This is a genomic window from Comamonas trifloxystrobinivorans (genome assembly GCF_043359985.1).
GTDB lineage: Bacteria > Pseudomonadota > Gammaproteobacteria > Burkholderiales > Burkholderiaceae_C > Comamonas > Comamonas trifloxystrobinivorans.
In genome coordinates, this window is record NZ_JBHZGV010000005.1 from 294,189 (window position 1) to 315,732 (window position 21,544).

Below are 21,544 nucleotides of genomic sequence, written 5' to 3' on the forward strand. Positions count from 1 at the left end.
TCAATGCAGTGCACGGAAATTCTGAAAGTCCCAATCACGTCCTGGCGCAGCATCCAGCAGCGCACGGGTGTAGTCATCACTGGGCTCTGTCAGCACTTGCCGGGCAGGACCGTTTTCCACCACTCGCCCCTGCTTCATTACGATGATGTTGTCGCAAATCTGCGCTGCTACACGAAGATCATGTGTTACGAACAACACGGCAATACCGGTGTTGGCCCGGACTTCATCCAACAGCCTCAGCACTTGCGCTTGCACGGACACATCGAGCGCGGAAACTGCCTCGTCAGCGATCAGCAGGTCGGGCTCCAGCATCAGCGCACGCGCTATGCAGATACGCTGGCGCTGGCCTCCCGAGAACTGATGCGGATAGCGTGTCAGTGCGCCCCCATCGAGCCCCACCAGCTCCAGCAACTTCTTCGCCTTACTTAGAGCTTCGGCAGAGGAGACGCCAAAGTTGGTTACGCCTTCAATAAGAGACTCACCGATGCGTACCCGAGGGTTCAGCGAGCGATAGGGATCCTGAAACACCATCTGAATATGACGTCGTGCCCGCCGCAAAGACTCGCCTTTCTGCGCAGCTATGTCTGAGTCAAGAACGCGGATAGTCCCTGAGCTCGGCTCTTGTAAACGGGCAATGCAACGCGCCAGCGTGGACTTGCCTGAGCCCGATTCCCCCACAACGCCCAGAATCTCTCCACGACGAAGTTGAAGATTCACCTCGTCCGCGGCCAAGACGGTTCGACGCTTGAAGATCGATTTTGAGTCATAGCGCTTGCTAAGCCCATCCACCTTCAATACCACTTTGTCCTCGTTTCGGGTGCGCACTGGCGGCACCAGGCTCGGTACCGATGACACCAACATACGCGTGTATTGCTTCTGCGGATGGGCCAGCACCTGCGCGCGCGTGCCAGATTCCACAACTTGCCCCGAATTCATAACAACCACACGGTCAGCAATCTCAGCTACTACTCCAAAATCGTGCGTAATGAACAAGACAGCAGTGTCGTTTTTCATTTGCAGCTCACGGATAAGTGCGAGTATTTGCTTTTGCGTAGTCACATCCAGAGCGGTCGTCGGCTCATCGGCGATCAACAGACGTGGCTTTAGGATCAGCGCCAGACAAATCACCACGCGCTGCCGCTGCCCACCGGACAGCTGATGGGGGTACGAATCGTAGATACGCTCAGGATCGGGCAGATGAACGTCCGCCATCATCGCCAGCACACGTTTGCGGCGGCCTGCGCCGTCAAGGGCGGTGTGCAGACGCAGCACCTCATCTATCTGCCGCCCCACTTTCTCCACTGGGTTAAGCGCTGTCATCGGCTCTTGAAACACCATGGACATGCGCGTTGCTCGGAGCTCTCGCAAGCGCGCGGGTGTTGCACGCAGAATGTCTTCGCCCTCCAGCAGAATGCTGCCTCCGCTACAGCGCAGGCTCTCAGGGGGCAGCAAGCCCATGATGGCAAACGAAGTCAGTGACTTCCCCGAGCCCGATTCACCCACGATGCACAGTGTCTCGCCAGGGTGAATACTGAAACTCACAGAATGCACAAGTTGCCGGGGCTCCACTCCTACCGTTTGGATTAGCAGCTCTTTTACCTCCAGCACGGGGCCAGCGGTTGATGCAGTGGATTCAATCACGTCGACCTCCTTACTTTGCAGCCAGACGGGGATCCAGAACATCGCGGAACACGTCACCCAGCACGTTCACGGACAACAGCGTCATCGCCAGCATCAGGCCGGGAAGCATCACCAGCTCCGGCTTGAGCTGAAAGTACATGCGTCCGTCTGCCATCATGTTGCCCCAGGATGGAATCTCATTGGGAAGACCCGCCCCCAGAAAACTCAAAGTGGCTTCCGTCAGGATGGCCGAAGCGAAGATGAAAGTGCCCTGCACCACCAACGGCGCCAGCGTGCTGGGCACCATGTGCCGCCATAACAGGCGCGGCGTGCGGGTTCCCATGGAGATGGCCGCTTCCACATAGGCTTCATCACGCACACTGAGGATGACACCCCGCACCAACCGCACCACCCGAGGTATCTCCGGGATGATGATGGCAATCAACACCGTCCACAGCGTCCCTCCGGTGAGGGAAACCAGCGCGATGGCCAGCAAAATACTGGGAATCGCCATGATGCCGTCCATGACCCGCATGATGATGGCATCTGCACTGCGAAAGTAGCCGGCGAATACGCCGATCAACATACCCACAAGCGCACTGACCAGTGTTGCGGATGCACCAATAATCAGGGATACACGTGCACCGTAAAACAGCCGGGTAAACGTGTCGCGTCCAAAACTGTCCGTTCCAAGCCAGTGCTCTGCAGATGGGCTCGCTAGCCGGGCTGACGGATCAATCTCTATCGGATCTATGTGGATAAGCATGGGTGCCAATACCCCAATGCCAACCACCAGAATAAATATCGCCGCAGCTATCGCGACCGGCGGGCTGCGCAGCTCACGCTTCCAGCGCCCCCACCACAAACCTTGCGGGTTGCGAGGCGGCTCGCTAAGAACCGGTTCCTGCAGGTAAGTTGTCTCTGCCGTCATGTTGTGACCTCAATTTATCGTGTGCACAGTCAGTAGCGAATGCGCGGATCGAATACGGTGTAGAGCACGTCTACTGCAAGGTTGATCAGGATGTAAACGAACGAGAAAAACAGCGTTACTCCCTGAATGACCGGGTAGTCCCGAGCCAATACAGCCTCCACCACCAAACGACCAAGGCCTGGCAAATTGAAGACAGACTCGGTGACCACCACACCCGTGATCAGCGACGCAATACCAATGCCCACGACGGTGACGATGGGCACAGCGGCATTGCGCAAGCCTTGCTTGAGAAGAATGGAAATCTCTGTCGCCCCCTTGGCACGTTCGGTGCGAATGAAGTCCTCGCCCATCACCTCAACCAGGCTGCTCCTGGTGATGCGTGCCACAAGCGCGATGTAGAGGCCGCTGAGCGCTATGGCAGGCAACAACAGGTGCTGCAGAGTCTTGCCAAGGCCCGATCCCTCTGGCGCAAAACCTTGCACAGGAAACCAGCCCAACTTCAGCGACAAGAAGTAAATCAGCAGGTAGCCAATCACGAAAGATGGCAGTGAGAAACCGAGCACCGAAAAAGTCATCACCGTCCTGTCCACCCACTTGCCTCGCTTGGCGGCGGCAAGCGTTCCCAGAGGAATCGCTACCGCCAGAGTCAATACGATGGTGAAGAGAGCCAACGCAGCAGTAGGCCCCACTCGATCGGCGATCATGGAGCTCACCGATGTACCCGACAACAAAGACTCTCCAAAGTTGCCCTTCAACAATTGCATGAGCCACACGGCAAACTGAACATGAATGGGCTTGTCCAACCCCATGTTGGCCCGGATCTTGGAGAGTTGCTCTTCGCTGGCGTCGTCCCCCGCCAGAATGGCCGCAGGGTCGCCAGGTGTGAGACGCAGCAACGAGAACACAACCACCGCCACCATCAAAATCACAGGAATGGTGGCAGCGACTCGGCGTAGCAGATAGGCCAACATGATTGCCTTACTTCTGTGCTTTCTTCAGCCCCCAATACAGGGTGACTGGCGCTTCCACAATATCGGTCAGCTTGCTGCTGTAGGCGGCCGGGATCTGGAATTGCCCCAAGGGTGCAACAATTCCCTCGTCAATCGCCAGCTTCTGGATCTGCGCTGCCAACTGCTTGCGTTCAGCCGTGTCGGTCACCTGCGCATATTTCATACGTAGTGCTTCAATTTCTGGCACGTTGGGCCAACCAGCCCAAGCCTTCTCGCCGTTGGAGGCGATGGTGGTATTGTTGAAAGGGTCGCCGCTGGTTGCAAGAATGCTATAGGTGGAGAAAATATTCCAACCTCCATCAACCGGGGACTTGCGATTACCTTGTTGGGTGACAACCGTCTGCCAGTCCATCGTCTTCATCTTGACGTTGAAACCTGCCTTGCGCAAAGCCGCCCCCACAACTACGGGCTGTGCAGAGAGCATGGCGATATCCGTAGGCTGCAGAATGACTACCGGCGTTCCATCGTACTTGGCCTCTTTCAGCAGCTCCTTGGCTTTGTCGAGTCTCCCGGGTATGACCCAATCGGCCCCATAGTTGTCACCATTGGGGTTGCCGCAGCCCATCACTGCAGCACAGGTCTTGTAGTACTTGGAATTGCCCACCAATGCCTTGAGCACATCTTCTTGCGCCACCGCAGCTATCGCTGCCTGGCGCACCAGTTTGTTGTCAAACGGAGGGTGGAGATGATTCATCCGGAAATAGGTCCAACTGCCCAGTTTGTCGATCACCTTGACTTGCAGCCCGGTCTTGTTCTCCACCATCGGCAACAAGTCAAATGGCACTTGCTGAATAAAGTCCACTTCGCCGTTTTGCAGCGCGTTCACTGCCGTCATCTGATCGGGCATGGTGACCCATTCAACACGGTCCACGTTGACGACCTTGCCTCCCGCTGTCCAGCTCGGAGGTTCTGACCGTGGCACGTAGTCCGTATTCTTCAGATAGACCGCTTTCAGGCCGGGCTTGAATTCTGCCGTCGCAAACTTGAACGGCCCCGATCCGATGTACTCGGTGATCGCCACCGTGGCAGGCGTGTCCGCAATGCGCTTAGGCATCATGAAAGCAGGACGGGAGCTGATTTTTGCCAGACCGTCCAACAGCAAGGTAGTCGGCTGCTTGAGCTCCACCTTGAAGGACTTGTCATCCACCGCCTGGATGCTTTGCACCATCGTCATCAGCACCTGACCGGTCACGTCCACCGAGGCCCAGCGGTTAATGGATGCGATGCAGTCTTCTACCGTCACAGGCGTCCCGTCATGCCACTTCAGCCCGCTGCGCAAGGTGAACGTATAGCTTTTCTGATCACTGCTTACCGTCCAACTGGCCATCTGAGGCTGTACTTTGAACTGGCTGTCTACACCCAACAAGGTGTCGTAGATCATGTATGCGTGATCACGGGTCAGAAAGGCGGTAGTCAACTCAGGGTCCAACACCCGAAGGCCGGACTGCATCACCGCTGTGAGCTTGACCTCTGAATGCGCCTGCATCGGCAAAATTACCGAAAGTGCCACCCCGGCCGCAAGAATGGATTTCCTGGCCAAGTTACTGGTATTGCTATGCATGTCCGTTCCCCTTTTCACCAACTGAGACGACCGACTGCCTTGCCGGAAACTTCGGGTCATTTGACCCAGGCTACAACTGAAACATCTCTGCGGGCACTGCAGATGGCCTGCCCGCCATTCGATCGGCCAACACGGCTGCACTGCCAGAGGCCAAGGTAAAGCCGAGTGCACCTTGCCCTGCGTTGACCCATAAATTGCGCATTCGCGTCTTGCCGATCACAGGCTTGCCATCAGGTCGCGCGGGTCGGAGCCCCGTCCATTCCACAGGGGGGGCCAAAGCGTTCAAGCGCGGCAAATAGTCCTGTACTTGAGACTTCAGCAAAGAGAGTCGTCGTGGCACCAACGTGGTAGATCGGTCGCCGATGTCCACCATGCCAGCCACTCTCAAGCGGTTGCCCAGCCGGGCATAGACGACCTTGTTATGCACGTCGCTTACGCTCAATGCCGGTGCACTACTTTGGGAGGTCAGCGTATAGGTGAGGCTGTAGCCCTTGAGCGGATAGATCAGCGGGTTCATGTCCAAGTCAGAAAGCAATTTCTGTGCCCCTATGCCGTTGGCCACCACATAGGCATCTGCCTGCATGTCCCCTTGGGAGGTCAGAGCTGTCGCAATCGCATCGGCCTGTGCTATGAAACCCTCAACCGCCGTATTGAAATGAAAGACCACGCCATAGCGTGCGGCAAGTGCCTTGTGAAGTTCAATGCACAGAGAGTGACAGTCGCCCGAGTCTTCGCTGGGTGTGAAAATTCCGCCCACTACACGCGCGGAGATATCTTCAAGTGCAGGCTCCAGTTCGACGCACTGCACAGTTGAAAGCTCCCGTTGTTCACCACCAATATGGGCTTGCACTTGCATTTGCGTGCGTGCACTGCCCAGTGCCTGCTCGCTCTGATAGACCAGCAACTTACCTTTCGACTCAAAGTCAAAATCAAAGGCTTCACGCTCTTGCATCTGGTGCATGAGCAAACGACTGTGCAATCCCAGCTGCAATAGTTCTTGCGTGGTGCGCAACGCCAGACTGCGCCGGCAAGCCTTCAGGAAATGCAGCGACCAGCGCAACAACGCAGGATCAAGCCCGATCTTCAAGCGAAGTGGCGAATCCGCAGACATCAACCACTGGGGCAATTTACCCAAGACATCAGGGTCTGCCAGTGGGGCTACGAAGTTGTAACTCAGCTGCGCGCCGTTGGCGAAACTGGTCAAGGCGCCCGGGCCTGCCGCAGCATCTACCACGCTCACATCATGACCTTCGCGAGCCAACGCATAAGCTGAACTCAGCCCCACGATACCTGCGCCTATGACCAGCACCTTCATGGCTCAGGCTCCTTCGCGCAACTGGTTTATGGATGCGCCCACGGATATTTGCATGAGACTGGTGCAGACGCTGATCAGCACGGGGCCATCAGCAGCCAACGCTTGTTCAAGCGCAGCTTTGATCTCAGAGCTGTGCCGCACCGTAATACCTAGCGCACCAAACTCACGCGCTAGCCCTGCAAAGTTGGGATTGACCAGCGCTGTTGCACTTTCTCGATGCGGGAAGTGCTTCTCCTGGTGCATGCGAATGGTGCCGTACGCCGAGTTGTCCGACACAATGATGATAGGCCGCGCTCCTTTTTGTATAGCTGTGGCCAGCTCGTTGCCAGTCATGAGAAAGCCGCCATCGCCCACAAAACAAACCACGTTGCGACCGGGATAGCGCAGGCTCATGGCCACAGCCGCGGGCACACCGTAGCCCATCGCACCGGAAGACGGCGCAATCATCTTGCGACCACCGCCAAACCGCATGATTCTCTGCACCCAACCGCCAAAGTTCCCGGCATCGATGGTAATGACCGCATCAGAGGGCAACAACTGATCTGCCTGTTGAACCATAGCGCCGAAGATCACACCGTCATCAGCATCCAGTGGCCCCTTCCAGCACTGCAAATCGCTCTGCAAGCCATGCAGTTGCTCTGCCCAGGCTTGCTTTTCCTTTGACTGCTGATGGCCTGCCAGCTTCGTCATGTCGCGCAAAAATGCAACTGGATCTGCAGTCAGCCCCATGGCCAAGCCGCGCACATTCCCGACAACTGCAGCATCGGGCCATACCTGTACTACGGGCTGCTGTGTGACTGGGGCAGCTGGAAAGCGATACCCTTGCGTTGTCACATCGCCAAGGCGCGTGCCAACGGCAAGCACAAAATCCGCCTGCTCCAATGCTTGCGTGAGCACCTTGGGCGCTCCATAGGCCAAGTGCCCCGCATACAAAGGGTGATCATTCGGCAGGAGGTCTGCATGTCGTACAGACGCTGCTACAGGTACTCCATAAGCCTCAGCAAATGTGATCAGAGCAGCCTGTCCCTCATCGCCTTTCAGCAAACCGCCGGCAATCACCAGTGGACGCTGGGCTGTCATCAGTTGCTGGTGCACTTGCGTCAGTTGCTCATTGGATGCGCCCCCTTGAGCGAGCGCCAGTGGCCTGGCAGGGCCGCTTGCTGTCAGGTCCTCCAACATGTCTTCAGGCAATGAGACCACGACTGGCCCTGGCGTACCGCTCAGTGCGGCATGAAAAGCACGCGCCACTGATTCGGCTAGGCGATCCGCATCTCGCACCTCCACCACCCACTTGGCGATACTGCCAAACACGCTGGTGTAGTCCACCTCCTGAAATGCACTCATACCCAGATGAGAGCGCTCTACCTGCCCCACGAACAACACAAACGGAACCGCGTCTTGCTGCGCGGAGTGAAGCGCAATACTCGCATTCATCGCCCCAGGCCCTCGGCTGACCAAAGCAACACCCGCCCTGCCCGTTGCACGCGCGTCTGCAATCGCCATGAATCCCGCGCCTCCCTCATGGCGGCAGGTCACCACATCAACGTAGGACTTCCCAACCAGCGCATCCAACACAGCAAGGTAACTCTCTCCGGGCACACAGAACACACGGTCCACCCCGTGGTGAATCAAGGTGTCAACCAGCACATCGGATGCTCGGTTCATACGCCTGGCTCCTTTGAATCGCGGGCCGCTTCCAAGTCCGCCAATGAGTGGTTCTTCAAATCAGCCGGCAGTTGCCCCACCATCCCCTCAAGCGCCGAGAACAAGCGGGCCCACCCTTCATTCGTGCGCAACTCCACCCCCAGAAAATGGCTCTCGGTTTTGGATCGAAGCATCAGGTAGAGAACTCCGGCCAGCATGATGCTGACGTGCGCTGGTACATCCACATCACTGGCCAAACCATCTACCCGCGAAATAAAACCACGTGCTGCACGCTCTCGCCGATCGGCCAATTGAGCAGTGACCTCGTTACGCTCCATCAGTTCCCAACGCCTGATTTCGCGCAGCGTCTCATTGGCTCCCAGTGCCTCGATCTGCTCTCGCAACATTGACAAGATCAAATCCGCCGGGGTGCGAGTGGCAAACTCTGCCGCAGACAAGTGTTTGGAATGGTTGGTCCAGTAATCCTGCTCGCTCATCCAAGCCATCAGCAGTCCTGGCATGCCATCGAAATATCGGTAGATGAGTTCCTTGCTGACACCGGCCCGCTTGGCGATCGCATTCACGCCCACTCCGGCCATGCCGGTCTCGCGGATCTGCTCCTCCAGCGCCTGCATGATGGCCTTTTGGGTTTCCAGGCGCTTAGTCATGTTTTCCTCCAGCGCGCATCAAAAAAGTGTTTTGAGCGTGTAGGGCAGACGGAACCACAGTCCCTGCCTCCACATGCAAATACAGTTCAGACATAGAGTTTCCGACCGCCAACCCATCTCGCTTGATCAGGGCTCCCAGGTAGACCACCGTGGTTCGCCGATTCATCTCCAGAAGCCTCGGATTAGCGGTTTCCAGTAGCTGAATTTCATTGTGCTCATTCACATGAACAACATCTTGCGCACCCAGCTTCAATTCCACGGTTTGCCTCAGCGTCACAAACACATCCTGACTCCGTGTTCCCAACAGGCGGCTCCAAGCAATCCCTGCAATACCGGTAACACTGGGGGTTACGCCCTCAAGGCCATAAATCGAGTTGAGCATGAAGGCCAAACTACGCCCCTTTTCCACGCGCTGAAAGATTCCCAGGTCAGCCCGACGGGACACCCGAGCACTGTTTCCTAAGCCGATTTGCCCTTGGAGATTCATGGCGATCAGCCCTGCATCCAACTCCGGCGCATTGCGCAACACCCGATCTACAGCACTTTGCGGATCCTGCCCCGCACCCATCTCTTCCAAAGCAGCACGATTCAAAGGCATACCATCGGTGCCAAGTGAGTTAGGCAAACGATGCCCGGTCACGAAGCCAACGCCACGCGATACTGGAAGAAACTGCGTCAAAGGTTCAGGCCTGTCAGGGCCACTGGAAATCACGGCTGCCGCATCTGCAGTCAGGCAAGCATCAAAGAGCCCCAACGAACTCACACCGCCCTGCTGCGTTGTCAGATACTGCATCTCCCCCGCAGCATCCACATACGCAAATACGGCGAAGCCACCGATCGCTCCACGCCCGAGCAACTCCGTTGCCAGCAGCGCATCAACCACAGCGGCGCCCGCATTAGCTCCATTCGCAACTATCCCAATCGTCATTCCGGCTCCAATGTGACCACGTGGTCACATTGCGGATGTTAGTACTGAAGTGATGCCGAAATCTAGTAGCTTCCTAGCCTAATTTGCCAGTACAAACCCGCAGAATGCAGTGAAGAATCCGCATTTTTTCGCTCGCTCACCACCGGGTTTGCCTTTGTGAGCGTGGTACTGGCAGGCAAACGTAACTGGCACATCCGGTAGTCATCGTGCTTGGTTACACGGCCGAAAGCCACCTGCATACAACTGCAGCCAAAAAGCCGCTCTAGAACACGAAGAAAACTTGGAGATGCGTTGGCATTTCAGGTGCCACCAGTGTTGCCGGTGCATTTGAATGCAGAGGAGTACATATGGTTTCTGTATGACTCGTTGAGTTTGGCGAGTCCACAATCCGCAAGCTTGATTTCGCAGCAAGCGCGTGTTGTTGACATAAGACCAAGAGTGTTGCAGGCTTGGCTCCAAGAGCTTTCTCGCATACCCTTTTAGGGACTTTGCAATCAACATTGCATGTCCAAGTGTTTCCCATCTCGTCGAAGGGTCGGAGCAGCTAACTGCCCAACGCCCCACTTTCCGAGAATTGAGTCACAACTTTTTTAGCACCTAAAGGGATGGAAAATCACGCCGGCAGGCTGGCAGGCAGACACGCACGCCCTTCCTCCACCCCATTAAGCGGCGGCATAACGCCCACTGGGCTCCACGCCAAACTCTCCATTTCACATAAGAACCACGTCATCACCAGCATCTAATGCCGGACAAGAAATTGGGCAAAGCCATGGCGTAAACCACGGCCTGCCCAGACCTCAGTACGTCCTTTATGCGTCGGCAGACGCCATGGCCTCTTTGATGCCTTCTTCCTGAAGCGGATAGTGCTCTTGCTCCCGCTGCAATGCGGCCTGCGAGACAAGTTGAGCGGATTGGTCTTTGTAGACCTCGCCATCCTTCATGACCAGGTTGATTTTGGCGGGGTCCAGCAATAGCGCCAGATTTTCCAGCGGATTGCCATCCACAAGCACCACATCAGCCAGGTAGCCTTCTTTCAGCAAACCCAGCTCGTCAGAGCGCATCATGATGTGTCCTCCCAAGCCGGTGGCAGCAGTCAGCGCCTCCATGGGCGTCATGCCAATGTAGTCAACAAAATACTGGAGGTCATTGGCATTCGTACCATGAGGCATCCAGGCAAAGCCATAGTCACCCCCTGGAAGAATTCGAATGCCGCGCTTATGCATCTTGCGCAAAGTTTCAGACGCCACCTCCAACTCACGCTTGTAGCCCATGGTGGTTGCAATTTCTTCGGTAATGCCAAATTCTGCTGCGTTATAGAGGGTACGAATCAGCCATCCGATTCCTGGAGCGACAAAGTGCTTGTCCTTCGCGGCTTCAAGCATGTCCAGCGCCTCTTCATCCGCAAAGCTCGCGTGGTACACCATCTCGATGCCATGTCGCACGCATTGTTTGACCGACTCGCTGGAGCGCGCATGGGCAGCAATGCGCTTGCCATAGCGCTTAGCCTCCTGTGCAAGCATCGCGATCTCGTCCTCCGAGAAGGGCGACATCTCAGCAGGCAGTCCGGCGATGTATTCACCCGACAGATTGATCTTGAGGTGGTCGACACCGTACTTGATGAAGGTTCGCGCTGAGCGCCGTATTTCCTCCGGGCCACTGCACACGCTTCCAAAGCTCAGCTCGTCGAACTGCATGTGTGGCAGCGTGTTGTCGCCAAGCGCTCCAATGGTGGTGATCTCCTGACTGCCTGCCAAATAGCGCGGCCCAGGGAACTCCCCGGCGTTGATGGCATTGCGCAAAACCACATCCAAGCGCGGCTTGGCTGCAGCCGCACCGACGGCAGAGGTCCACCCCATGTCGAGATATCGCCTCGCCACTCGAACACACCAAAGCATGTGCTCTTCCGGTGGCATGAACTGGATGGCCGCCAGTGACGGCTGGTCGTTCCAGCTGAAATGCGTGTGGGCTTCCGTCATACCTGGCATCAGAAAGCGGCCGTGCCCTTCCACAACGCGCGCGCCCTCTCGGCTGACTTTTCCTGGTGCATGTGCCACCTGAAGAATTCGCTTACCTTCTACCAGTACCTCGCCCCGAAACGGAGCACTTCCTGTTCCATCAAAAATGCTGACATCGCTGAAAACTGTACGCTTCATGATTTGTCTCCTGCAGCCTTATCAGGCCATGATTGGGTACTTGTGATTCAAGCTCCTGCATGCACCCGGTGCTACGCCAGGACGCGGAACTCCTGAAAGAAGCGCTGCAGCTCAGCCACGCAGCGATCGGGATGCTCGTAAGTCGTCCAATGACCGCAGCCCTCAACGACGACATGGCGGGAATGGGCCAGACGGCCTGACATGGCCTCCACCGATGCTGGTGGCGCCACTCCATCTTGATCGCCCGTTACCAACAGCACGGGGGCCTGGATGCTCTCCAGCTGGGCTGCCTGTGCCCGCGCCAGCGCTTCGCAGCTTTGCGCATAGCCTTCCGGGGTTTGGCGCATGACGCTTTCTCGCACCAGCGCCAGCGTCACCGGCTGGGACGCTTTTGTCTGCTTGCTCGTAGCGCCATTGACGATGGCATTGGCAATTTCTTGTAGTTGAGAGATGCCTCCGCGCGCTGCACTGGCTCGCGCCTCGATATTGGGGCGAGCTGCATCAGGTGGAGCCACCAAGGGGCCGAACAGAGCCAGCGACAGCACGCGCTCAGGGTGTTGCTCAGCCAAATGCTGTGCCACGATGGTTCCCATCGAGTGCGCAAGAACATGAACCTTGCCCACCTTCAGCTCATCCAGAACGCCCACCATGGCGGCCACGTACAGCGCAATCGAAAGTGGCTCAGCCGGCAAAGCAGAGCGTGCGCTGCCAGGCAGATCAGGCCGAATGACTTTGCATCCTTGCAGTGCAGGCAGCAACGGCTCCCACACGTTGGAGGAGCCACCAAGTCCATGAATGCAGAGTACGGCATCGCCTTCGCCATCCACTTCTACCGCCAAGTTGTTAATTACATGCGTTGTCATGTGGCACCTCACACAAAGCGGTTTTCAATGCTGCCAAGTCCTTCGACTTCAACCTTCACAACATCGCCAGGCTTCAGGTACACGGGCGGGCTCAGCCCCATACCAACACCCGCTGGCGTTCCTGTCGCAATCACATCACCCGGATAAAGCGTGATGCCACGGGACACCGTTTCGATGAGCGTCGGAATATCAAAGATCATGTTTTCTGTGGGCGCATCTTGGCGCAATGCGCCATTCACCCAGCACCTCACCCGGGTTCTGGTGCCATCCAATTCGTCAGCCGTAACAATCCATGGGCCCATAGGACAGAAGGTGTCGAAAGACTTGCCCATATCCCATTGCCCATGGCGCATCTGCACGTCTCTTGCCGTCACATCGTTGACCACGGTATAGCCAAAGACGTGCGTCATCGCATCGTCTCGCGCGATGTTCTTGCCGCCCTTGCCAATCACAACTGCCAGCTCTGCCTCGTAATCGATCTGCTCGGAAACGGCGCTTGGAATATGCACGTCATCCGTGGGCCCCACCACGCATTCCGGCACCTTGGTGAAGACGATGGGCCACTCATCCGTTTTGCTGGCATTACCCTTGAAGACCGAAGCAGCCAGCTCTTTGGCGTGTGCACTGTAGTTGCGCCCGACGCACCACAGGTTTCGCCGCGGAAGCGGGAGCGGTGCATCCAACGCAACACTGTCGATGGCCACTGAACTGCTCGCAAGCGCAGGGAGCGAGCCCCCCTCGGCCAGCTTCTCGATGATGGGGAGCGCGCCCCGCGACGCTTGCTCTGGCGATAAGTCAAACGGCGTGACGGACTGCCCGTCTGCTGAAACCAAGCCTACGTACCGGCGGTTTCCGGCTAAGAATGTCGCTATTCGCATGTTGAAATCCAGTTTGTTGCAGGTGTCCGCACCTTCTTGAATGCGGTCTGCCAACTTTAAAAACTGTTCAACAGCGCTGCTTATCTGCGAATCTGCACATTTATCGCTCAGTCTGGTGATGTGCTAAGGAGTTACCCTGAACCGCTGTCTCGTTGGAGTTTTGACGCGAAACAATATCGCTGCATCTCATAAAAACAGGAGACAAACATGGCCGCGGGCTACGCGCTTCATGAAAGCAATTTCGGCACCGCTATCGTTTTAGAAGCCGGTGCCAACCTGGTTCCCCATGCACATTCAGAAAGCCAGCTCGCACTGTGGCTGGGCGGATCGCGTGCCCGTGCACGCGTTGGCCAACAAACTGTGGACTACAGCGAGAACCTGGGCCTGGGCGTGAACGCCTACGAGGCCCATGACATGGTGCTGCTGGAGAACACCGGTCCCGCCCTGTTTTTGGTTTTTGTCATTTCGCAGGACTGGCTAGAGCACCGCTCGGCCACCGAGGGCAAGAGTTTCAGCTTCAAATCTCCGCAAGTCTTTGTGGATGCCAAATTGCGACGCTCTTGCTGGAAGGTACTCAATTTGATGCTCTCGCCGGCACCTGCACGCCACGAAGTGGATACCTTGGTGCTGGAGCTCTTGGAAGATGCAGTAATTGGCTCGGAGCCAGTCTCCAAACGGCCAGTCCCCTTGCCAGTCACTTTGGACCACCGCTTGCGTTCCGCCATCAACTACATGCGCGAGAACGTTGTAGAGGGTGGCTCCATGGAAGAAATTGCGGCGCGTGTCGGCTTGTCTCGAGCGCATTTTTTTGCCCTGTTTCGAGACCAGCTGCGCACGACACCACAGGTCTTCTGGAGCGGAGTGAAGGTTGAAGAGGCGATGAAGCGCGTGAGCGAAGGCGCAGTACTGACGGATGTGGCGCTGGATCTGGGATTCAGTGCGCCAGGAAATTTCTCGCGCTTTTTCAAAGAGCATACTGGCGTATCTCCGTCTATTTTCAAGCGCGCAACGCGTAGTGCAGATTCGCCCGTTACCGTCACTGGCGTGCCCCGGATGCCCGCTGAGAAGTCGGTCTATGGCAACGGTGAATGAATACGTATCGCCCATAAGCCGGCCTACTCGTGATTGGAGACTTGGCATTTTCTGCGACCAGAGACGAGCAAACATGCATCTATGTAGACAACGGAGAACGAAATCCAGCGCCCACAACGCCACTTGCTCAGTCTGGTCTAGCCCTGAATCAGCAATCCATCACGCCTGCGTGTCTGCATCCAACGCAGTGTATTTTTCAGCGGCAATCTCTCTAAGCCGCAATACTGCAATGGGCGTTTTTTCAGAGGAGTAGGCAAGGGCTACACCCATGGCATGTCCTTCAGGCAGGTTTTCCACTTCTCTGAAAACTACATGCTTGGGCGCTTGCTTTCTGACAATGGACGGAACCAGCGCCACCCCCATGCGACTCTGGACGAGGCTGATAACGGTTTGCACCTGTGTGGCCTTTTGCACTACAGCAGGCCGTAAACCCGCCCGTTGAAATGCCAGTGAAACCAAAGCATGTAGGCCGGGAACCTGGTTGGCAGAGTAATCGATAAAAGGGTATTGCACCAACAACTCCAGAGGGATACGCCGTCGCTTTGCAAGTGGGTGTCCGGCCTGAATGGCAGCTATAAAGCGGTCCTCCTCCAAAATCTCGTACGACAACGCGCTGATGTGCGTCGTAGGGTACCTTACCAACGCAGCATCAATCTCTCCGGCCTCCAACTGCTTGAGCGCTTGCAGATTGGTGGCCTCGCTCAAGGTCAGCTGTATTCCAGGAAAGCGCTGACGAAATGCAGGCAATAGTGCAGGCAAAACCGAATAGGTCGCGGAACCCACAAATGCGAGCCTTATATGACCATATTCACCGGTGCCCACCGTATTGACCGCGGCAAAGACCTCCTGAGCACTGAACAGACAATTCTTCGCTGCCGCGTATGCGGCGCGTCCAGCCTCAGTCAGCGCTATCCCTCTGCCTTCTCGCACGAAAAGCGGAGCACCCAGCTCCGCCTCCAAATTCCGAATCGCAACGGATAGCGGGGGCTGCGCCATATGCAATGCCTCGGCAGCACGCCTGAAGTTCAGGTGCTCTGCCACCATCACAAACTGCCGTAGTTGTCTCAGTTCCATTGATACATATTAAGTATCAATTTCAATATCGATGGTATTGGACGCGACAGCCTGGGGTTTCTACGATCGCAGCCATCCCATTCAATATCCATCACCATGTCACGCCCTGCACCATCACCCGTCCAACAACGTGTTTCCGAGGCCGAATGGCAGGTTCGAGTTGACCTCGCAGCCTGCTATAGGTTGGTCGCCAAGCTAGGCATGAGCGACCTGATCTACAACCACATCACTGCGAAGGTCCCAGGGCAGGATGGCCATTTTTTGATCAATCCGTTTGGCATGTTGTATTCGGAGATCACCGCATCGTGTTTCTACACACTGGACTACGACGGGAATGTGGTGGACAAACCAGACACCCCTTTCGCGGTGAATCAAGCCGGGTTCGTTATCCATAGCGCAGTGCATAAAGCGCGGCCAGATCTGCACTGTGTCATGCACACACACACACGTGCTGGCATGGCCGTCTCCACTATGAAAGAAGGTCTGCTTCCTCTCACTCAGACAGCTATGCGCTTTTACGGCGCCATCGGCTACCACGACTATGAAGTACCGACGGCAGATATCAGCGAGCGCGAACGCCTTGCCAAGGATCTCGGAACCCACAACGCCATCATCCTGCGCAACCACGGCTTGGTCGCATGCGGTTCATCGGTTCCGGCCGCCTTCAACCTGATGTACTGGTTAGAAACAGCGTGCAAGGTGCAGGTTGATGCGCTCGGAATGGGGCGTGAGCTCAACATGCCCAGCGACGATTTAGCCAAACGGATGGCCAGCCGATACAGCCCCGGCGGCCCCAACATCCACAAATTCACCGCACTTGAATGGCAAGCGATGAGACGCATGCTCGACAAGGAAGACCCCAGTTACCAAGACTGAAAACCAAGAATCCCTATTCAGGAGACAGACAATGAACGCACGTCGAAACTTCATCCAGGCAGCGGTAGCAAGCGCATGCCTGCTGGCATCGGCCATTGCCGCTGCCAGCAGCTACCCGTCACAACCTATCCGACTGATCGTGCCCTACGCGCCAGGCGGGCCCACCGACATCGTCGCCCGCGTGGTCGGAGAGAGGCTGGGGCAGCTTGAAAAAGTGGCGGTCATTGTGGAGAACCGCCCAGGCGGAGGCGCAAACATTGGTGCCGAGGCTGCAGCCAGAGCGTCAGCAGACGGCTACACGCTACTGCTTGCCACCGCAACCCACACCATCAACGCAACACTTTTCCCCAAGTTGGGGTACGACCTAAAAAAAGATTTCACGCCAATCACGACGCTGACCAGCGGCCCCATGCTGCTGGTGACCCAGGCGGAATCGCCCATCAAAAACCTGCAGGACTTGGTGAACAAAGCCAAAGAAAAACCAGGCGCACTGTCGTTCGCATCGTCTGGCAATGGCGCATCCACCCACCTTGCCGGGGAAATGCTCAACCAGCGGGCGGGCATTCAATCGGTGCACATTCCCTACCGTGGTAGCGGCCCCGGCCTGACCGACACGATGAGCGGCCAAACCTCATACATGTTTGACACCATGCTGTCGGCCATGCCTTTTGTCACCGGCGGGAAGCTCAAAGCCCTGGCAATCACCAGCCCACAACGCTCAGCCCTGCTGCCGCAAATACCGACAGTTGCCGAACAAGGCTACCCTGGGTTTGAGGCCATCGCCTGGAACAGCATTGTGGTGCCAGCCAAAACACCCAAGGCCGTGGTGGAGCACCTCAGTCAGTCATTCCAAAAAATACTGGCCATGCAAGAGGTCAGGGACAAATTTGCCGCTCAGGGCTTCACGGCAGACTGGCGGACGCCAGATGATTCCAAAGACTACATGCAAGCTGAGACCACAAAATGGGGGCAGATTGTGAAAGCGGCGAATGTGCGCATTGACTGAGCGCGTCTGAGCCGGAGATTCAACCGAAGCAGTGGCTGGTGGCAATGCATAGCCGCTCCAGCCATCAGATGGGCTGAACGCAGCAGTAGCAGCCCCAAAGCAAAACATGAAAACGAAAAATCCCCAGAGTGTTTCCACTCTGGGGATCAACGTTTGGTGCGGCTGGCAGGAATCGAACCCACGACCCCTTGGTTCGTAGCCAAGTACTCTATCCAGCTGAGCTACAGCCGCTAATCAACACTATGGCGGAGAGGGAGGGATTCGAACCCTCGGTACGTTTGCACGTACGCCTGATTTCGAGTCAGGTACATTCGACCACTCTGCCACCTCTCCGCAGCGCCGAAGCTGAAATTATAGCAGGCAATTTGAGGGTCTCGGGAAGAAACGTGGGTTTCTGAAAAATTGATGTGCTGGAGGGTGGTGGGCGCAGGCATGCAGAGCAAAGGCGGCAGTAGATTCAAGTGAAGACCATACCCCATACCTCCCCCTCCATGGGAATCAATGCCATCGAGTGGTGCGCAAGTTGATAGCTGCAAATCCTGCCAAGGCAATGGAGAGCGGACATCTAGGCAACCCTGCGGTCTTTACAACGCAGAAACATGCAACGATGCAATCAAAGCCTGCGTATACTTAAATATTTACAATCGATACATAACCATGTGGAAAACAACATCGGCCATGTGCCTGCTCGCGGCCTTTTTGACGGGTTGCGCTTCGGTCAATATGGCAAGCAAAGAAGAGTCAGCCAAAGCCAAGACCTTCCAACCACCCAGCGCAGGCAACGCTGGCCTCTACGTCTACCGCAACAGCGTGTTCGGTGCAGCGCTCAAGAAGGACATCACGATCGATGGCAAGTGCCTCGGCGAGAGCGCATCCAAAGTGTTTTTCTACACCGAGGTCGAAGGCGGCAAGAGCCACAGAATCGAGACCGAGTCAGAGTTCTCCCCGAACGGCATTGATTTAACGACCGAGCCGGACAAGACCTATTTTGTCCGCCAATACATCAAGATGGGCGCCTTTGTGGGCGGTGCCAATTTGGAAATTGTGCCTGCCGAACAAGGCAAGTCAGACCTAGCAGAGCTGGAAATGGCAGTGCCGGGGAAGTGCGGCGAAAGGCGCGTTCAATAAGCACTGGCCAAGCGCAATGACTTAGCGATTCCATCGAGAGAACTCCGGGAGGAGCATAAGTTGAGAATGGCCCTTGCTCTCTATAAAGAACAAGGGCCATTTTTGATTGGGGGCTGGCGGCCAGCTGACTTGCGGTCGATGCGAAAACGACGGCTGCAGGGAGGCAAGGGTCGGCAGTGGATCAGGAGAGAAGGCGATGCGTCTCCTCCCCTCTCTCCGCCTGAATCAACGCACTTGCTGGCGGCGCAATCTGACCACGGCGAATCCGGCCAGAACAATAGAGAGCAACATCAGCGCCCATTGACCCAATGATGGAACGGGTGCAGCACCTCCATTGCCTGGTTGCCCCGCAGGACTGGTAGCGCTACACGAAGCTTGTTGCAAGCCACCTTTGCTACAAGCTGCGCCTCCTGCCACCTCAGCAGTGACTGTATTAGCAGTGCTGGTCACCACGGCATTGCCAGCCACAGCTGAAATTTGATAAGTCACAGTCGCACCTGGCTGCAAATCAAAGGTCTGATCCAATATAGGGTTGGGTGCAGTCGCAGTTCCCGAAGACATAACGCAGGTTTGGGCAGGCGTACCACCGCTGGCAGCGCATATCCAACTAGCCGACTGCAGCCCTGAGGGGAATAGATCAGTGAGATGCAGTTGTGGCGCAACCATAGTGCCCACATTGGTAACGGTTACGACATAGTCCACGGCACCACCGGCAGCTATAGGCCCTGGCGTGCTCGATGTCTTCGTCACCGTAATCTCCTGGGGGGCAGAAGGGTCCCAACAAGATTGAGCGATATTGCTAAAAGTATGCGAGCCTGTGACTGCTGTGCCAGCAATAAGTCCAGAAACGGTATTGGTTAATGCCGAAACAGGAGCAGCGCCGCAAGATAGCTTAGCGTCATAACAGATTTGCTGAGCATCGCCATTCCACTGTACCGATATGTATGGCTTTGGATCTGCATTGAATGGAGTAGCATTGGTTATTCCCAATAGCTCTACTTCAACTGAGAGACTCGCCGTTGCACCTGAGGTTGGATAGGCACTCAGATCTATAGGGAACGTGGCTGTAGCAGCATTCCAGCCAGGAAGAATATTGTTCGAGGCATCGCGAATAGTAACTTTCGCTGAAGCATAGTCGCTTGCCTGAAGGCCCACCAGGTCAATGCGCGACCAAGTCACCGAGTGAGGTTTTCCATCACAATAGTTGCCAGCAGGGCTGGCTTGCACTTGAGCCTTAACTTCAACTGTGCAAGGACCTCCATTGATTGCGTCTGTAGCCGTTAGCCTGCCAGCATCTCCAAGGGCCCAGACGCAAGTGGGATTGGCAGGATCATAAGTGGTTTCGTACCACCAAGGAGAAAATCCAGTGCTGGGGTCATACCCTGCACAAGCAGTGTTGGAAGACCAGTCCCAGCATAATTGCGCTGACGAATCTTGCCAGTAGGTACGCCCATTCAGCAGGAGTCCATAAGAGTATTGATACATGGCTGCAGCATGTGAATTCAGACTTGCCGTAAATGCAGATTTACTCGAAGTAATATCGTTACCATTCAGGTCAAAGCACTGTGCCTGTAATACAGTAAAACTGCTGTCGTAGCCCTCGAAGCACATACCATCAGCCACGCCCGCGCTATTGGCTGTCGGCAAGAAGCCCATTTGACCCACATAATTGTTAGTCGCGCTTCCCGAAAAGCCCGCACAGTCGCCATTGATTGCCATGTCAAAACATGCAAGTACCGGCCAAGTAGAGGTATCGGTCTGTGGCCAATACAACCTAGAACCTACTTGACCAACTTTCTGATTCGTTGCCAAGGCTGTTCGTGTCCCAGAAACAGGAAAGGCTCCATCTGCACCAGTACCAGCGCAAGGTGCGAAAGTCGCAGTGTCAAAACACAACATGCGCCCGTCGTCGGAACTGGTGTAATAGCGACTACCTTGTCGGCCACCACTGCTGAAGTTACCTGAATAGCCTAAATCAGCGGCATTGCTAAATTCATAGGAGCCGCAACTCGTTTGGGAAGCCAATTCTGCACAGACAACAACCGGCTTGGAAGTTGTATTGTTGACAGCATAAAAGTACAATCGTCCTGTATTTCGGTCGAGATAATCATGTACGACATTGAAGGTCGTATACCAGTTTCCACCGACTTGCACGAACGGACTACCCGAGGCTGCTGGCACTGAAGTTGGAAATCCTGGACATGCCGTGCCTGTGGCCTGATCACCACAATACAGTGCATCACCTCCGTTATGGTGATAGATCGAATAGACCTTCCCGTTATAGGGAATGGCACGGTAACCATCTCCTCCAGCGCCACCACTGGCACTGGCCACCGGCGGCGTGGGCAACGTTCCCATTGCCGAAGTAGCAGCCATGTAACTACTACCGGTGACGCGAAGGTTAGTCACTGCCGATGTAGGCGACGGCTCAACCCCGACGTAACTCGTACCATTGTTAATAGACCAAGCCCCCACTGCATTGGATGGCAATTTGAGCGAACCCGCCACATATTCCATTCCTGATGGAATTGCGTCAGAAACATCCACTGCTGCAGTCTGCCCTGCGGGTAACCCGAGCGAGACTGCATAGCGCACAGTGCGCCCTACTTGGGTATCGGTGGTGCTCTGGGTCGTTAAGTCTCTGCCAGTCTTGGTAACAGATTGGGCAATGACTTGACTAGCGCTGAAGGCTAACAAAGCAGTCAGAACGGCGACCGATCTTCTCTTTAGCCCCTCGTAGGATCGAAATGTATTCATATGGATTATTTATCGTGGGTGTAGAAATCGATATAAGTAT

General features: G+C 55.9%; 17 protein-coding genes and 2 tRNA genes. 4 read left to right on the forward strand and 15 right to left on the reverse strand.

Annotation, left to right across the window (positions count from 1 at the left end; all coding sequences use genetic code 11):
• The 11 genes from ACFIQF_RS07745 to ACFIQF_RS07795 form a co-directional block, all read right to left on the reverse strand.
• A complete protein-coding gene (locus tag ACFIQF_RS07745; protein ID WP_393941674.1) occupies positions 1 to 1,683 on the reverse strand; it encodes a dipeptide ABC transporter ATP-binding protein in 1,683 nt (560 codons plus the stop codon).
• Complete coding sequence (locus ACFIQF_RS07750) at positions 1,652 to 2,551, reverse strand: ABC transporter permease (RefSeq protein WP_393941676.1); 900 nt, start codon at positions 2,549 to 2,551, stop codon at positions 1,652 to 1,654. Before ACFIQF_RS07750 ends, ACFIQF_RS07745 begins: the two co-directional genes overlap by 32 nt.
• A gap of 29 nt (positions 2,552 to 2,580) precedes the next feature.
• Positions 2,581 to 3,522: an ABC transporter permease gene (locus ACFIQF_RS07755; protein WP_393941678.1), complete on the reverse strand. Its 942-nt coding sequence runs from the start codon at positions 3,520 to 3,522 to the stop codon at positions 2,581 to 2,583.
• Positions 3,523 to 3,529: 7 nt separating this feature from the next.
• The gene (locus ACFIQF_RS07760) at positions 3,530 to 5,122 is read right to left on the reverse strand and encodes an ABC transporter substrate-binding protein (RefSeq protein ID WP_393941679.1); all 1,593 of its coding nucleotides are present in this window, start codon (positions 5,120 to 5,122) and stop codon (positions 3,530 to 3,532) included.
• 70 nt (positions 5,123 to 5,192) lie between these two features.
• Positions 5,193 to 6,437, reverse strand: coding sequence for a D-amino acid dehydrogenase (locus ACFIQF_RS07765; protein WP_393941680.1), 1,245 nt, complete (start codon positions 6,435 to 6,437; stop codon positions 5,193 to 5,195).
• Between the two features lie 3 nt (positions 6,438 to 6,440).
• A complete protein-coding gene (locus ACFIQF_RS07770; protein ID WP_393941682.1) occupies positions 6,441 to 8,102 on the reverse strand; it encodes a thiamine pyrophosphate-dependent enzyme in 1,662 nt (553 codons plus the stop codon).
• Complete coding sequence (locus ACFIQF_RS07775) at positions 8,099 to 8,749, reverse strand: TetR/AcrR family transcriptional regulator (RefSeq protein WP_393941683.1); 651 nt, start codon at positions 8,747 to 8,749, stop codon at positions 8,099 to 8,101. The genes ACFIQF_RS07770 and ACFIQF_RS07775 overlap by 4 nt, the downstream gene beginning before the upstream one ends.
• Positions 8,742 to 9,677: a DUF6963 family protein gene (locus tag ACFIQF_RS07780; protein ID WP_393941684.1), complete on the reverse strand. Its 936-nt coding sequence runs from the start codon at positions 9,675 to 9,677 to the stop codon at positions 8,742 to 8,744. Before ACFIQF_RS07780 ends, ACFIQF_RS07775 begins: the two co-directional genes overlap by 8 nt.
• A gap of 809 nt (positions 9,678 to 10,486) precedes the next feature.
• Positions 10,487 to 11,830: a metal-dependent hydrolase family protein gene (locus tag ACFIQF_RS07785; RefSeq protein WP_393941686.1), complete on the reverse strand. Its 1,344-nt coding sequence runs from the start codon at positions 11,828 to 11,830 to the stop codon at positions 10,487 to 10,489.
• A gap of 71 nt (positions 11,831 to 11,901) precedes the next feature.
• Positions 11,902 to 12,693 carry an alpha/beta fold hydrolase gene (locus ACFIQF_RS07790; RefSeq protein WP_393941688.1) on the reverse strand — a complete coding sequence of 264 codons (792 nt, stop codon included), beginning with the start codon at positions 12,691 to 12,693 and terminating at the stop codon, positions 11,902 to 11,904.
• An 8-nt stretch (positions 12,694 to 12,701) separates the two neighbouring features.
• On the reverse strand, positions 12,702 to 13,571 hold the full coding sequence (locus tag ACFIQF_RS07795; RefSeq protein WP_393941732.1) for a fumarylacetoacetate hydrolase family protein: 870 nt from the start codon (positions 13,569 to 13,571) through the stop codon (positions 12,702 to 12,704).
• 207 nt (positions 13,572 to 13,778) lie between these two features.
• Between ACFIQF_RS07795 and ACFIQF_RS07800 the strand changes: the two genes are divergently transcribed.
• Positions 13,779 to 14,663 carry an AraC family transcriptional regulator gene (locus ACFIQF_RS07800; RefSeq protein WP_393941690.1) on the forward strand — a complete coding sequence of 295 codons (885 nt, stop codon included), beginning with the start codon at positions 13,779 to 13,781 and terminating at the stop codon, positions 14,661 to 14,663.
• 159 nt (positions 14,664 to 14,822) lie between these two features.
• On the opposite strand, the gene ACFIQF_RS07805 is transcribed toward ACFIQF_RS07800, so the two are convergent.
• Positions 14,823 to 15,737: a LysR family transcriptional regulator gene (locus ACFIQF_RS07805; RefSeq protein WP_393941691.1), complete on the reverse strand. Its 915-nt coding sequence runs from the start codon at positions 15,735 to 15,737 to the stop codon at positions 14,823 to 14,825.
• 96 nt (positions 15,738 to 15,833) lie between these two features.
• On the opposite strand from ACFIQF_RS07805, the gene ACFIQF_RS07810 reads away from it, so the two are divergent.
• A complete protein-coding gene (locus ACFIQF_RS07810; RefSeq protein WP_393941693.1) occupies positions 15,834 to 16,613 on the forward strand; it encodes a class II aldolase/adducin family protein in 780 nt (259 codons plus the stop codon).
• Between the two features lie 31 nt (positions 16,614 to 16,644).
• Positions 16,645 to 17,619 carry a tripartite tricarboxylate transporter substrate binding protein gene (locus ACFIQF_RS07815; protein ID WP_393941694.1) on the forward strand — a complete coding sequence of 325 codons (975 nt, stop codon included), beginning with the start codon at positions 16,645 to 16,647 and terminating at the stop codon, positions 17,617 to 17,619.
• Positions 17,620 to 17,773: 154 nt separating this feature from the next.
• Here ACFIQF_RS07815 and ACFIQF_RS07820 read toward each other — a convergent pair.
• Positions 17,774 to 17,850 (reverse strand) — tRNA-Arg (locus ACFIQF_RS07820).
• 12 nt (positions 17,851 to 17,862) lie between these two features.
• Positions 17,863 to 17,952, reverse strand: a tRNA-Ser gene (locus ACFIQF_RS07825).
• Positions 17,953 to 18,297: 345 nt separating this feature from the next.
• Between ACFIQF_RS07825 and ACFIQF_RS07830 the strand changes: the two genes are divergently transcribed.
• Positions 18,298 to 18,747: a DUF2846 domain-containing protein gene (locus tag ACFIQF_RS07830; RefSeq protein WP_393941696.1), complete on the forward strand. Its 450-nt coding sequence runs from the start codon at positions 18,298 to 18,300 to the stop codon at positions 18,745 to 18,747.
• A gap of 225 nt (positions 18,748 to 18,972) precedes the next feature.
• Here the strand turns inward: ACFIQF_RS07830 and ACFIQF_RS07835 are convergent, their stop codons facing one another.
• Positions 18,973 to 21,504 (reverse strand): IPTL-CTERM sorting domain-containing protein, encoded by a 2,532-nt coding sequence (locus tag ACFIQF_RS07835; RefSeq protein WP_393941698.1) that lies wholly within the window; start codon positions 21,502 to 21,504, stop codon positions 18,973 to 18,975.
• Positions 21,505 to 21,544: the final 40 nt, after the last annotated feature.